At 42.5% G+C, this 15,342-nt stretch carries 12 protein-coding genes; all 12 read left to right on the top strand.

Annotation, left to right across the window (positions count from 1 at the left end):
- Positions 1 to 10 precede the first annotated feature (10 nt).
- The 12 genes from G601_RS0116205 (at position 11) to G601_RS0116150 (ending at position 15,318) form a co-directional block, all read left to right on the top strand.
- Positions 11 to 1,450, top strand: coding sequence for a glycoside-pentoside-hexuronide (GPH):cation symporter (locus tag G601_RS0116205; RefSeq protein WP_026665974.1), 1,440 nt, complete (start codon positions 11 to 13; stop codon positions 1,448 to 1,450).
- 187 nt (positions 1,451 to 1,637) lie between these two features.
- Entirely contained in the window at positions 1,638 to 1,964 is a 327-nt protein-coding gene (locus G601_RS23755; protein WP_051200522.1) for a zf-HC2 domain-containing protein, read from the top strand.
- Between the two features lie 63 nt (positions 1,965 to 2,027).
- Positions 2,028 to 4,778: a DNA polymerase I gene (gene polA / locus G601_RS0116195; protein ID WP_026665973.1), complete on the top strand. Its 2,751-nt coding sequence runs from the start codon at positions 2,028 to 2,030 to the stop codon at positions 4,776 to 4,778.
- Positions 4,779 to 5,375, top strand: coding sequence for a dephospho-CoA kinase (gene coaE / locus G601_RS0116190; RefSeq protein WP_026665972.1), 597 nt, complete (start codon positions 4,779 to 4,781; stop codon positions 5,373 to 5,375).
- Complete coding sequence (locus tag G601_RS0116185; protein ID WP_026665971.1) at positions 5,375 to 7,546, top strand: cell division protein FtsA; 2,172 nt, start codon at positions 5,375 to 5,377, stop codon at positions 7,544 to 7,546. Before coaE ends, G601_RS0116185 begins: the two co-directional genes overlap by 1 nt.
- Positions 7,547 to 7,620: 74 nt before the next feature.
- Positions 7,621 to 8,418, top strand: a complete 798-nt coding sequence (locus G601_RS0116180; protein WP_026665970.1) for an MBL fold metallo-hydrolase — start codon at positions 7,621 to 7,623, stop codon at positions 8,416 to 8,418.
- Positions 8,419 to 8,440: 22 nt separating this feature from the next.
- A complete protein-coding gene (locus G601_RS0116175) occupies positions 8,441 to 8,713 on the top strand; it encodes an ACT domain-containing protein (protein ID WP_026490787.1) in 273 nt (90 codons plus the stop codon).
- 33 nt (positions 8,714 to 8,746) lie between these two features.
- Positions 8,747 to 10,111: a PFL family protein gene (locus tag G601_RS0116170; protein WP_026665969.1), complete on the top strand. Its 1,365-nt coding sequence runs from the start codon at positions 8,747 to 8,749 to the stop codon at positions 10,109 to 10,111.
- A gap of 58 nt (positions 10,112 to 10,169) precedes the next feature.
- Positions 10,170 to 11,210 (top strand): carbohydrate ABC transporter permease, encoded by a 1,041-nt coding sequence (locus G601_RS0116165; protein WP_081673569.1) that lies wholly within the window; start codon positions 10,170 to 10,172, stop codon positions 11,208 to 11,210.
- A gap of 1 nt (position 11,211) precedes the next feature.
- Positions 11,212 to 12,165 (top strand): carbohydrate ABC transporter permease, encoded by a 954-nt coding sequence (locus G601_RS0116160; RefSeq protein ID WP_242834437.1) that lies wholly within the window; start codon positions 11,212 to 11,214, stop codon positions 12,163 to 12,165.
- A gap of 82 nt (positions 12,166 to 12,247) precedes the next feature.
- Positions 12,248 to 14,086: an HlyD family efflux transporter periplasmic adaptor subunit gene (locus G601_RS0116155; protein WP_026665966.1), complete on the top strand. Its 1,839-nt coding sequence runs from the start codon at positions 12,248 to 12,250 to the stop codon at positions 14,084 to 14,086.
- Complete coding sequence (locus tag G601_RS0116150) at positions 14,083 to 15,318, top strand: ABC transporter permease (protein WP_026665965.1); 1,236 nt, start codon at positions 14,083 to 14,085, stop codon at positions 15,316 to 15,318. The genes G601_RS0116155 and G601_RS0116150 overlap by 4 nt, the downstream gene beginning before the upstream one ends.
- Positions 15,319 to 15,342: the final 24 nt, after the last annotated feature.

Here is a 15,342-nt window from a genome sequence, read left to right as displayed (position 1 = left end):
AAGGAAGAAAATGAACAAACAGAGTAAACTTTCAGCAGGGGCAAAGGCATCCTATGGATTGGGTGCAGTTGGTAAGGACATGGTATATATGCTTTCAGCATCCTACGTTCTTTATTATTTCCAGGATATCCTGGGAGTCAGCGCAGTGGCTATGGGTGCGATACTTATGGCAGCCCGCGTATTTGATGCTTTTAACGATCCGATCATGGGAATGATCGTGGCAAAGACCAAGACACGCTTTGGTAAATTCAGACCCTGGCTTCTTATCGGAACCATTACAAATGCAATAATTTTATACATGATGTTTACAGCTCCGCCTACATTAAAAGGCTCAGGACTTGTGGTATACGCTGCAGTTACCTATATCCTCTGGGGCGTAACCTACACAATGATGGACATCCCTTACTGGTCAATGATTCCTGCTTTTACTGAGGGAGGAAAAGAAAGAGAAGGTCTTACAACACTCGCCCGTTCCTGTGCAGGTGTGGGATCAGCGATAATCACTATCGTTACCGTTATGTCTGTATCAGCACTTGGCCGTATGTTTGGCGGTGAGGGCATCACAGACAGAGAGGTTGAGAGAGTGGGATTTTCATATTTCACCCTGGGCGTCGCAGTACTGTTTATAGCATTTACTGTTATCTGCTGCCTCAGTGTTAAGGAAAAATCAACAGTAGATATGGATTCTCCTTCAATAGGCGAGATGTTCAAGGCGCTCATTCAGAACGATCAGGCTATGGCAGTAGTTGTTGCTATCGTTATCGTAAACTGCTCAATTTATATTACATCAAACCTTGTAATCTATTTCTTTAAATATGATTTTGGCGGAACCGACTGGAGAGGCGCATATACACTGTTCTCTACCTTTGGCGGCGGAATGCAGATCCTTGCTATGATGCTTCTGTATCCCTTCCTTAGAAGGTTCTTTACATCAATAAAGATTTATTACATAAGCATGGGAATGGCTATTGCAGGATATATTTCACTCCTTGTTCTGGCTTCCACATCAATGAACAATGTGTACCTTCTGTTCATACCCGGCTTCTTCATTTTTGCAGCAAACGGAATGCTCTCAGTAATCACAACAGTATTCCTTGCAAATACAGTTGACTACGGCGAACTTAAGAACGGAAGAAGAGATGAGTCAGTTATCTTCTCAATGCAGACCTTCGTAGTAAAGCTTGCTTCAGGAGTATCAGCCTTTATCGCTGCGCTGTCACTTCAGATGCTTGCACTCAGCAATGATACAGCAGAGGCTGCAGAAGCAGTTGACTATTCACTTGGCGTAGGCGCTATGCAGAAGATGGGCCTTCGTATGACAATGACAATAATTCCTATTGCAGGACTTGTTTTTGCAATATTCTGGTTCAGCAAAAAGTACATTCTCACTGATGAGAAGATTGAAGAAATTGCTGCAGAGATTGCAGAGGAAAAACGAAAAATCGCATAATTATGACAAACGTGGCGTAAATTATTTGCGCCACGTTTTATTTTTATGCAGTTTCCGATAGGGTAAATAGTATTGTTAGATTTTCCATTTTGGTGTATGCTATATATTGTTTAGTAGTATGCTTAGAACGATTATGTCCATACAAGATATAGGGGTCTAAAACCTACAAAAATTGACAGAGGATACTATGGATTGTAAAGAATTTCAGAGGATGATTCCGGGCTTTTTAGCAGATGAACTGGATAATTATTCTCTTGAAGCTTTTTTGAATCATATGGATAAATGCAAGAACTGTAAGGAAGAGCTTACCATACAGTTCCTTATTGAAACAGGTATTCAGAGGCTTGAGGATGGAAGTACGTTTAACCTTGCCAATGAACTGCAGACTACCACTAACGACGCCTGGCAGAGACTGCGTGTCAGGAAGAGGTTACTTAATGCGGCCTTTTTTCTGCAGGTTATAGTTGTGGCTGAGATCATAGCAGCGATTGCACTTGCTATAGGACTTGGATAATACAAAATACTACTTAGATATTAAACATAAAAAATATAAAGCCAGTTGGGGACATTTTTTAAAATGGGGAAGAAATTACTACTTATAGACGGACACAGCATATTGAACAGAGCATTTTACGGGCTTCCGGATCTTACTAATTCCGAAGGCCTTCATACAGGTGCCGTCTATGGATTTCTGAATATTCTTTTCAGACTCATTGACGAGGAGCAGCCGGACTACGTGACTGTTGCCTTTGACGTTCATGAGCCGACTTTCAGACACAAGATATATGCAGAGTACAAGGGCACCAGAAAGCCCATGCCTGAAGAGCTTCGTCAGCAGGTACCTCTTATGAAGGAGGTTCTGGACAGCATGAAGATATGCCGCATGGAAAAGCCGGGGCTTGAAGCTGACGATATCCTTGGAACCATCGCCAAGCGTGGTGAGAAGGAGGGTATGGAGGTAAGACTTGTCTCCGGAGACCGAGATCTTCTTCAGGTTGCAACAGATCATATCTGTGTCAGAATCCCTAAGACAAAAGCGGGAAAGACCGAAATCGAGAACTACTTCGCAAAGGATGTGGAGGAGCTCTACAAGGTTAACCCTATACAGTTTATAGAGCTTAAGGCACTCATGGGAGATTCATCCGATAACATTCCGGGTGTTCCCAAGGTAGGTGAGAAGACTGCGATAGAGCTTATGACCACCTACGGATCCATTGAGAAAATCTATGAGAACCTTGATAACATCAGCAAGAAATCAATAAGAGAGTCCCTGGCAGCCAACAGAGAGCTCTGTGATTTAAGCAAGGTGCTTGCAACAATCGATGTTAATGCAGAGTTCGACTATGAATTCGAGAATGCAGTTATAAACGACATTCTTGGCAGAGATGCCTATGAGATGTTTAAGAGGCTGAACTTCAGGAACCTGTTATCAAGATTCGATGACAATGTTACCAAGACCGAGGTAAAGCTGGAAATTGACGAGATATCCGGAATGGCTAAGGTGGAGGCAGCTTTTAAGGAAGCTTCTGTATACGCTGGCGATCATGATGACAGATTCATTGGAATCGGAATCCTCTCAGACCTTACAGGCGGAGTCGGAAAGGGCAAGGAAAATCAGCAGCTTTCACTATTTGAGACCTTCGAAGAGCCTAAGACACTTATCGGATTTGCCATCTGCACCTCAGATAACAAGGTAACTTATTTTGAGACAGATGATACAGTTACAGAAGGATATCTTGGACAAAAGCTTGAAGAACTATCAAAGGACTGCAGACTTTCATTTTTTGATATAAAGCATGCTTACAGATACTTTAAGCCCTTCGAGATAGATAATTACGAGGATAAGAAAAAGGCATCCTTTGATACACTTATCGGAGCATATCTTATAAATCCTCTTAAGAATGACTATCTGCCTGAGGATATAGCAACTGAGTATCTGCAGCTTTCCATAAGGTCTAAAACCGAGATTTTCGGAAAAGAGAATCCCGCTGATGCTGATAAGGACTTAAGAAAAGAGTACGCTGGATATCTTGCCTATGTGAACTTTATGGCAGCTCCCAAAATTGAGGAGCGCCTCGAGAAAGAGGATATGCTTACTCTTATGACAGACATAGAGATGCCTCTTACCTACATTCTATACGATATGGAGAAGGAAGGCATTCTTGTTAAGAGAGACGAGCTTAAGATTTACGGAGATAAGCTTACAGGCAGAATAGATGAGCTTGATTCAAGCATACATGAGGAAGTTAAGAGTACGACAAACGGTGAAGTAACTGATTTTAATATCAATTCACCCAAGCAGCTTGGAGAAATTCTCTTTGAGAAATTAGGACTCCAGGGCGGTAAAAAGACCAAGACCGGTTATTCCACAGCAGCGGACGTACTTGAGAAGCTCGCTGCAGAGAATCCAATAGTTAAGGATATCTTAGAGTACAGAGGTCTTACAAAGCTTAAGAGTACCTACGCAGATGGCCTTGCAGCCTTTATCGGCGATGATGAGAGGATACATACAAGCTTTAACCAGACGATTACAGCTACAGGAAGAATAAGCTCAACAGAGCCTAATCTTCAGAATATCCCCATGAGAACAGAGCTTGGAAGAGCTATCAGAAAAGTATTTGTTCCAAAGGAAGGCTATGTATTTGCAGATGCGGATTACTCTCAGATCGAACTGAGAATCCTTGCACATATGTCCGGGGATAAGGGACTTATCGATGCTTATCATGAGGGAAAAGACATTCACAGAACCACAGCCTCCAAGGTATTTGGAATTCCCTTCGAGGAAGTGACGGATATCCAGAGAAGAAATGCAAAGGCTGTAAACTTCGGAATTGTCTATGGTATAAGCGCCTTCGGATTAAGTGAGGATCTTAATATCTCCAGATCTGACGCAAAGAAGTACATGGAGGACTACCTTGCGACATATCCGGGAGTTAAGGAATATCAGGATAAGGCTGTTAATGATGCGAAGGAGAAGGGCTACGCCATAACTCTTTACAAGAGAAGACGTCCCATGCCGGAGCTTAAATCCGGTAACTTCATGCAGAGACAGTTTGGTGAGAGAGTTGCCATGAACGCTCCCATTCAGGGAACAGCAGCTGACATCATCAAGATCGCCATGATAAGGGTATGGAGACGCATCAGAAAAGAAGAGCTTAAATCCAGAATGATTCTTCAGATTCATGATGAACTTTTGATAGAGACAGCAAAGGACGAGGTGGAAATTATTAGTAAGCTCCTTGAGGAAGAAATGACAAATGCAGCTGACCTCCTTGTTCCCATGGAGGCTGAATGCCACACAGGTACTGACTGGTTTGAGGCGAAGTAAGTGACAAAGATTATAGGAATTACCGGCGGTGTTGGAGCCGGTAAGAGCACAGTTTTAAACTACATACAGAAGAAATGCAAATGCAGGATCATCTTTTCGGATAATGTTGCTAACGACATAAAGCTTAAGGGGCAGCCTTGTTACGAGCCTATAGTCAAACTGTTATCTGAGGATATTCTTGGAAGTGACCTTGAAATCGATAAGAGCAAAATGGCCGCAAAGATCTTTTCTGATGAAAAGCTTTTAAAGCAGGTTAATGAAATCCTTCATCCTGCGGTTAACAACTTTATATTCGGGGAGATTGATAAGGAGAGGAAATCAGGTGAGCTTGATTATCTTTTCATAGAGGCGGCGCTACTTATCGAGAATGGGTATGACAAAATAGTAGATGAACTGTGGTACATATATGCATCGGAGGATGTGAGGAGGCAGAGACTTAAGGCTTCCAGAGGCTACTCTGATGAGAAGATAAACGACATTTTAAGCGGGCAGCTAAGTGACGAAGAATTTAGAAGGTATGCCGATTTTGTAATAGACAATAGCGGTGATGAAAAGGACACGGAAAGTCAAATTGATTCAAAGCTGGGGGAAAACTGATGGCAACGATGGCAGAACAATCAGAAAAAAATGTAGTATTCGGTCTTGATATCGGAACAAGAAGCGTGGTGGGTTCAGTTGGATACATGGAGGATGAGATCTTCAATGTTATCGCCCAGTGCGTAGAAAAGCATGAGACCAGAGCAATGCTTGATGGACAGATCCACGACATTGGTAAGGTCGGCGCGACAATCAGAAAGGTTAAGGAAAACCTGGAGCAGCAGACACAGATACATTTAACAGATGTATGCATCGCAGCCGCTGGTCGTGTGCTCAGAACCATGAAGACCAACTTCGAGGAGGAGTACACTGACAACAGAGAGCTCACAGAGGAGGAAATCTATAACTTAGAGTCCAAGGCTGTTGAGAAGGCATATCAGGAGTTCCTGGCACAGAATCAGTCAGATATGAAGTTCTATCTGGTTGGATATTCTGTAATGCATTATTATCTTGATGATTACCAGATAGCTAACCTTGAGGGACATAATGCAGGAAGAGTTGCAATTGACCTTATCGCAACATTCCTTCCTGATGACTGTGTTGACGGACTTTATAAAGCCTGCGAGAGAGCAGACCTTAAAGTAGCTAATATGACTCTCGAGCCTATAGCCGCTATGATGGTTGCAATCCCGCCTCAGTACAGAATGCTGAACCTTGCACTTGTTGACGTAGGTGCAGGTACATCCGATATTTGTATCACTGATGATGGAACGATCACATCCTATGGTATGCTTCCCATCGCCGGTGACTCAATTACAGAAATAATTGCCCAGCACTGCCTTGTTGATTTCAACACAGCAGATCAGATAAAAATTGATGCAAGCCACATGGATCAGGTTAAGTATGTGGACATCATGGGCCTTGAAAAGACAATCTCCGCTAAAGAGATTGCAAAGATGATAAAGCCCCTTGTTGAGAAGATGTCCAAGATGGTAACCCAGCAGATCAAGCAGCTTAACGGCAATAAGCCTGTTAGCGCTGTATTTGTAGTAGGTGGTGGCGGATGCGTTCCCGGATATACCAAGGCTCTTGCCAAGGAGATGAAGATTCCGGAGGAGCGTGTTGCACTTCGCGGTGAGGAAGTTATGAAGAACATTCGCTTCCTTAACGAGGATGAGACCATCGAGCATGATTCTCTTATGGTTACTCCTCTTGGTATCTGCGTAAGCTTTTATGAGCAGTCCAATAACTTTGTATTTGTTTCATTCAACGGACAGCAGACCAAGATTTATGACAATGGTAAGCTTGCGATTGTCGACGCAGCTATGCAGGCAGATTTCCCCAACGAGGATCTCTTCCCCAAGCGCGGTGAGGAGCTTAGATTCACTGTCAACGGACAGGAGAGAATGGTTCGCGGTGAGCCCGGTGAAGCAGCTGTTATCACACTTAACGGTGCACCTGCAGACATCCATACCAAGATTCATGCCAACGACATAATCGAGGTAACAAGCTCTACTGTAGGAAAAGCAGGTAAGAGCGAGCTTTCGGACATTCCTGAATTTAAGGGAACGATCAACATCACAGTTGATGGCAAAAATATAGATGTTCCGAGAACCGCAGAGGTTAACGGTGTACCTCAGACAGGTTTCTACGACATTAAGTCAGGCGATGACATCAAGGTTCTTGATTACGAGACAGCAGCTCAGATAGCACAGCTCCTTGACATTGACCTCACAGAGTTTACAGTTATAACTGTTAATAATGAGGTTGCAAACGGGGACACACCTGTTTACGAGAACTTCAAGGTTGAATTTAAGAGCGGCACTGATGCTATCATGGATTACTATGCTAACTTCCCTGATGCAGACGAGGTGGCAATAGAGCAGGAGAATGAGGAATCCTCCTATGATGCGGATGCTGATCTTGACCTTGAGGAGAATGAGGACGGAAGTCTTAGCTTCTCAGGCGGAACAACAACTCAGGCAACTGTTGAAAGAACCGCAGCGCCCACCAGACGTGTGATTACACATGATCTTCATGTAATAGTTAACAATGAGCCTATTGTACTTCACGGCAAATCGGATTATATTTTTGTAGATATATTCGATGTAATAGATTTTGATCTCAGCAAGCCGAACGGCAGATCGATAGTAACTACGCTAAATGGCGGTACTCCCGACTACATGCAGGCTATTCATGAGGGCGACAAGATCGAAGTATATTGGAAATAGTAAATAAATTTTTAATATTATAAACACATATTTTTCACAGATTAAATTTAGTATTGAAACGGAGACTGCATTATATGAGACTGGCAAGCCTCTCGAGTGGCAGTAGTGGGAACAGTATTTACGTAGGTTCCGATACCACTCACATCCTTGTAGATACGGGATGTAGTAAAAAAAGAATAGTTGAAGGTTTGTCTAAATTAGAACTTTCACTAGATGACATTGATGCAATCTTTGTCACCCATGAACATTCGGATCACATAGCCGGATTACACACAATCCTTAAGAAGCATGATATTCCTGTGTTTGCTACCAGGGGAACGTTGCAGGGCATTCGTGCAAGTGATAAGAAGGGCGAGATGGTTGCTTCCGAATTTCATGAAATAAGGGCCGATGAAAAGGTATCGGTCAAGGATCTCGTTATTAATCCGATCACAATAATGCACGATGCACTTGAGCCTGTGGCATACAGAATTGCCTGTGGTGATAAGAGAATCGGAATCGCAACTGATCTTGGATGCTATAATGAGTACACAGTTGATAATTTAAGGGGAATGGATGCATTACTTCTTGAAGCCAATCACGATGTGAGAATGCTTCAGACGGGACCATATCCGTATCAGCTGAAAAGACGAATACTTGGTGAAAAAGGACATTTGTCCAACGAAAAAAGTGGGGAGCTTCTTTGCAGAATCCTGCATGATAATCTAAAAGGAATTCTCTTGGGACACCTAAGTAAAGAAAATAATCTTCCTGAGCTGGCCTATGAAACAGTTCGGGTTGAGATAGAAATGGGCGACAACCCATATCACGGAAATGACTTTCCTATAATGGTAGCTGCGAGAAACGAGCTTTCTCCTGTTATCGAAGTGTGAAAAAAGTGAGGAGTAAAATATTATGAATAAGATTATTATTACTGTTGTTGGTAAGGACACAGTTGGTATCATCGCTAAGGTATGCACATACCTTGCTGAGAATGGTATCAACATTCTTGACATTTCCCAAACTATAGTTTCCGGATATTTCAATATGATGATGATAGTTGACGTGGCTAAGAGCCAGGTCGACTTCATGGACATGTCTGATTCTCTTGAAAGCCTCGGCGAAGACATTGGAGTAGTTATTAAGTGTCAGAGAGAAGAGATTTTTGATTCAATGCACAGACTCTAATACACTGCTTTAATACCGAAGGGGAACGGATAAATGATCAACATAAATGAAGTTTCAGAAACAAATGAAATGATTGAAAAGGAAAACCTTGATGTAAGAACAATTACAATGGGTATCAGCCTTTTTGATTGCATAAGCTCAGATCTTGATACACTTAACAAAAACATATACGAAAAGATATATGGCTCTGCCAAGGATCTTGTTCAGACAGGTGAGGATATCGCTAAGGAGTTCGGAATTCCGATCGTAAATAAGAGAATCTCCGTAACACCTATTGCGCTTATAGGTGCTGCTGCCTGTAAGACCTCAGATGATTATGTGACAATTGCCAAGACACTTGATAAGGTTGCCAAGGCTGTAGGTATAAACTTCCTTGGTGGCTATAGTGCGCTTGTAAGTAAGGGCATGACTAATGCAGACAGACTTCTCATTGAGTCTATTCCAAAGGCACTCGCTGAGACAGATGTCGTATGCTCTTCAGTAAATGTAGGCTCCACCAAGACAGGTATCAACATGGATGCAGTTCGTCTTCTTGGAGATGTGATCGTAAAAACTGCAGAAGCTACAAAGGACAACGACAGCGCAGGCTGCACAAAGCTTGTAGTTTTCTGTAATGCTCCTGATGATAATCCCTTCATGGCAGGTGCTTTCCACGGCGTAACTGAGGCTGACAGAATTATCAATGTCGGTGTCAGTGGTCCCGGAGTTGTTAAGACTGCTCTTGAGAAGGTTCGCGGTGAGAACTTCGAGATTCTCTGCGAGACCATTAAGAAGACTGCTTTCAAGGTAACACGTGTTGGACAGCTTGTTGCAAAGGAAGCCTCCGAAAGACTTGGCGTTCCCTTTGGAATCGTTGATCTGTCCCTTGCACCTACACCTGCTATCGGCGACAGTGTTGCTGATATTCTCCATGAGATCGGTGTTGAGCATGCCGGTGCTCCCGGAACAACAGCAGCACTTGCACTTCTTAACGATCAGGTAAAGAAGGGCGGCGCTATGGCTTCTTCCTATGTAGGAGGTCTTTCAGGTGCGTTTATTCCTGTAAGTGAGGATCAGGGAATGATAAATGCGGTTAATGCCGGCGCTCTGACACTAGAGAAGCTCGAGGCTATGACCTGCGTATGCTCAGTTGGTCTTGATATGATCGCTATTCCCGGTGACACAAAGAGCACCACCATTGCGGGAATCATCGCTGATGAGATGGCTATCGGTATGATCAATCAGAAGACAACAGCAGTAAGACTTATCCCTGTTATCGGTAAGAAGGCAGGGGATACAGTAGACTTTGGCGGACTTCTGGGATTTGGTCCCATCATGAGCGTTAACAAGTTCTCCTGTGATGAGTTCGTAAACAGAGGCGGAAGAATACCTGCGCCTATACACAGCTTTAAGAACTAAGCTGAATAAATATAAAAAGCCGGCACTTCCGGCGGATAGGAACTGACAACTTTAAAAGATGGAAAAGTTCAAGAAAATTTCCGAAAAGGTTTCGGAAAAATCTGGGAAACTAAATAGATTTTTGAGAAGGAATGCTGCAGGGCAGACCTCAGAAAAGGGCTCTGTAGTAAACCGCATTAAAAATAATTCCACTCTCGACAAAATAAAGAAAAACTGGAAGAGAGGAAGAAGCACCAAGAAGGCCATAAGAGAGACAGCTGTTTCCTGGGCTTTCCTGCTGCCCAGTCTTATGGGAGTTCTTACATTCTTCGTAATTCCTTTCTGCGTAGTTGTATTCTACGCCGTGGTTAATAACCCGATTCAGAAGGAATTTGTAGGAATGTTTAACTTCGAAAGAGTATTTACCAACAATGCCTTCAGGCAGGCTGCATCCAATACCTTCATGTTTTCTATTATTGCAGTGCCTCTGGCTGTTGCGCTTTCGCTATTTCTGGCGGTGGTAATGGAATCGGGAATTCCCTTCAAGAGTCAGTTTAGAAGCTTTTTCCTGAGTCCCATGATGGTTCCGATAGCATCTATCGTCCTTATATGGCAGGTGCTTTTCCACTTTAACGGAATTGTCAATGTAATAGGAATGTACTTTGGCGGGCCTAAGATTGACTGGCTTAAGTCAGATAAGGCTCAGATAGTTATCGTCGTGTTGTTCCTGTGGAAGAACCTGGGATACAACATGATCCTGTTTATGGCTGCGCTGTCCAGCGTACCCAAAGACCTTATTGAGGTTGCGAGACTTGAGAGTGCGACAGATAGCCAGATTTTCTGGACTATCAAGATGAGATATCTTTCATCAACAGTACTCTTTGTTACGATAATGTCTCTTATCAACTCCTTTAAGGTATTTAGAGAGATTTATCTATTAACCGGAGATTATCCATATAAAACGCTGTATATGATGCAGCACTTTATGAATAATACATTTGCGTCTGTCGATTATCAGAAGCTTTCCGCTTCGGCCATAATGATGGCTCTGGTAATCGTTGTACTTATGCTCATAATGTTTCTTACGGAAAACCGGTATGGAAAGGATATAGAAGGCTGATATGGCGGGAATGAAATTGCCTACCGGTGAGCAACAGTTCTACGAGAGAGCTATTCGGAAGGCAAGACGAAAAAAGAAAATATACAAATACGGCATTATAGCCGGAACAATTATATGTACAATTTTTGCAGCATTGTTCCTGCTGCCGACAATACTTACAATAACAAATTCATTCATGAGTTCGTCTGAGATCAATGCCAACTACGGCGCGGTATTTCAGACCACTGAAACGGGCGGTAAGGTATTTATTTCAAAAACGGTAAACCTGAAGTTTATACCTGATATGGTGTCCTTCAGTCAGTACTTCACGGTGCTGTTTAAATCACCTGAGTACCTGGTTAAGTTTTGGAACAGTATGTTCTATGTTGTTCCGATTCTTGTAGTACAGCTCATGGTTGCGATGCTTGCATCCTACGGATTTGCAAGATATAAGGGCAGGGTAAGAGAAATAATCTTCTTTATATACATCATAATGATGCTTATGCCTTACCAGGTTACACTGGTTCCCAACTATCTGGTTTCATCCTGGCTTAAGATACTTGATACCAGATGGGCGATATGGCTTCCGGGATTCTTTTCACCGTTTGCGGTTTATCTGCTTACGAAGTTTATACGAAGAATACCCACAGAGGTTATGGAAGCTGCATCGATCGATGGTGCCAGCGAGTGGCAGATATTCTCACAGATATGTTTCCCGCTTTGTAAGAGCGGACTTATATCAATAGCGATCCTTGTGTTTATTGATTATTGGAACATGGTTGAGCAGCCACTGATACTTTTAACTAATGATGAGCTTCATCCGCTCTCGGTATTTTTGTCGAAGATCAATGCAGGAGAGATAAGCCTTGCATTCGCGGTCGCAGTTATTTATCTGGTGCCTCCGCTTCTGATCTTCCTCTACGGGGAAGAGTACCTTATCGAAGGTATTTCATACCAGGGTGGTTTAAAAGGATAGATTTTATTGCCAAATGGTAAATGGCAATTTGCCCATATATGAGGGGGCAAGCAATAGTATTTAAGGGAAGAGGAATTTAGGTATGTCTGAAGTAAAGAATCAAAGACCAAAGAAAAGTCGTAAGGACATTATCAAGGATATTGCTATCGCATTTTTGACAGTCCTTTTGTTACTTACATTCTTTTCAAACACAATCATGAATTATTCACTACCGGAGGTTGCTATTCAGCAGATTCAGGAGGGAACAATTTCACCGATTATCAGAGGAACAGGTACTGTTGAGGCAAAGGATCCTTACAACGTAAAGGTTTCTCAGGAGCGCGTAATCAAGAGCGTTGCTGTTTCTGAAGGTGCAGAGGTTAAGAAGGGAGATGTTCTTTATTACCTTGAGGATAAAGAATCAACTGAATTAACAGAGGCAAGACAGAAGCTTGAGGAGCTTATGCAGACCTATGAGACTTCACTTTTCTCAGGTGATCTTTCAAATGAGGCCATTAACCGTGTAAGAAACGGCCAGACCTTAACAATGGATCAGATTCAGGCAAAGCTCAAGGCTGCTACTGACAGATATGATAATGCAAAGACAGCCGATGAGAATGCTCAGGCTGCAATTGACGAGCAGTCACAGGATCAGGCATACACAGCAGCTCAGTACAATTATGATGAGGCAACTCCTCAGTACAGAGATGCTGATATCACATACAGAATTACAGAGATTGATCAGTTACTTGAAGCTGCAAAAGCTGATAGTTCTGATTCCAGTTCCGATTCAAGTGATACTGTAGCAAAGGATGAGTATGATTCAGCTAAGTCTGCATTGGATTCAGCTAAGTCTGCACAATCTTCAGCGGAAAAGTCATATTACGAAACAAAAGGAAAATATGGTGAAGGCAGCAAAGAAGAAAAAGCTGCTAAGGAATATTGGGATTCAACCAAAAATGCTACCGATGCTGCTAACGAAAAATATAAAAAGAAAAAGAAAGCTTATGAGAAGTCTCAGCAGACTACAGCTGCAAAGAAAACTGTAAATGAAGCTTATATAGAAGCTCTCGAAGCAGAGAAGAACCAGCTTCTTCTTGAGCAGGCTAACGGTACAAAGGATACATCACAGATTACAACGCAGGCAGGCCAGGTAGATAACGACTACCAGAGAAAGGCTGCAGAACTTCAGGATATAAAGAACAAGACAGCTCAGGAGCTTGATAAAGCTACAAACGACAGAACTGAGCTTCTTACAGAGATTGCCAAGGAAATCGAGCTTGACGGTCAGAGAGATACAATCGCAGAGCAGAAGGAAACAATAGAGAAGCTTGAGAAGGAAGCCGTTGGCGCAACAATCGATGCACCTGTTGATGGTAAGATTACTGAGCTTGCTCTTAAGGCCGGTGAGTCTACAAATGCTGAGAATGCAGTTGCTGTTATCCAGATGGACAGCAAGGGAATGCAGACAAGCTTCTCAGTTACAATGGATCAGGCTAAGAGACTTAAGGTTGGTGATATCGCTGAGCCTCAGAACTCATGGTATTACACAGATTTCAAGGCAACACTTAAATCTATTACAGCAGACCAGCAGAACCCCAACACAAAGAAGGTACTTACATTCCTTATCGAGAGTACAGAGGTTCAGAGCGGACAGTCTGTAAGTCTTCAGATTGGACAGAAATCTGATAACTACGACCTTACAGTTCCCGCAGGAGCTATAAGAGAGGATACAAACGGAAAGTTCATATTGATAGTCAGATCAAAATCAAGCCCTCTTGGAAACAGATATATTGCGTCCAGAGTGGATGTTGAGGTTTTGGGAACTGATGATACAACCGCAGCTATAAGCGGAAGTCTTGAGGGAGATGAATATGTGATCACCACTTCAACAGCTCCTATTAATTCAGGTGATCAGGTAAGACTGGCTAACAATTCATGAACAGAGTAGATATATTGGCCAAGATGAAGGCCGGAATAACTAATTTTTTCAAAAATCTGAAATTAAAACAGATCATATATATGGCAGTAATAGTGTTGCTTGTTCTCACAATATTTGGGCTTGATCTTTACAGATCCCATGTTGTACACAGGCAGTACGATCAGCAGATGGGTCAGAGATGGTCTAATGAGACCCGCTGTGGTCAGGTCAGCATGTTCTTTTCAGAGAACCAGGGTATTGGTACAGACAAGATAAATGAGTATGTATACAACATTAATAAGGGACTTATAGCTGACGGACTTCAGGAAGCTGATGCAAGCACACAGGGTTCCGGTGCAGTCTGGAATTATTGTTATAGCGCAGTAGGTAGTGTTGAACTTACCAGGGATTTAAAGTCTGTCACAGCAGTTGCCATAGGTATAGGCGGAGATTATTTCCAGTTTCATCCTATGCGTGTAATGAGTGGTAACTACTTTGCCGGTGATACTCTCATGAAGGATCATATAATGCTTGATGAAGAGCTTGCGTGGCAGCTGTTTGGTTCCAACAATATTGTTGGACAGAGCATCCTTATTGGAGGAGTTCCTCATTATATTGACGGTGTCGTTAAGAAGGACAGCGGTAAGTATGTTAAGGCTTCTGGCATGATATTCCCTACGGTTTACATGTCCTTTGAGTCCCTGGCTACTTATGGAAAAATTGATGCGTCTGTACTTGCTACCAATGGAACACTTGGAAAGGTCGATGTTGCTTCTAAGAATGATGATGAAGCAGAGAGTGGTACTTCTGATGTCGAGGTACAGGCCAAGGGCATAGTATGCATGGAAATTGTTATGCCCAACACAGTAGACAATTATGCCAAAAACTTTGTCATAGATAAGCTCCAGCTTAATACAACGCAGGTTGAGGTTGTTGATAATACTGCAAGATTTGAAAATGGTAACTTATTTAATCTTCTTACCAAGTTCAATACCAGAGGAATGCAGACGAAACCTGTAATTTATCCCTATTGGGAGAACAATGCCAGAGCCTATGAGAATATTTTGGCTGTTGTATTTTTAATTCAAATCATATGTGCCGTAATAGCTTTCATTATGGTAGCTATTATAGTCGTTCAGGCTTACAGGCACAGAAAGTGGACAGTTGGCATGCTTGTTCAAAAGTTTGTCGACTGGAAATATGATGTTGAGTCAAATCTTAAATACCATAACGAAAAATGGAAATATTTCTAATGGTATTTAGTTTGCTTCACCCAC

The organism is Butyrivibrio sp. FC2001 (assembly GCF_000424125.1).
GTDB lineage: Bacteria > Bacillota > Clostridia > Lachnospirales > Lachnospiraceae > Butyrivibrio.
The sequence above is the reverse complement of the archived record's forward strand: the minus strand, read 5'-3'. Positions and strand labels throughout refer to the sequence as shown.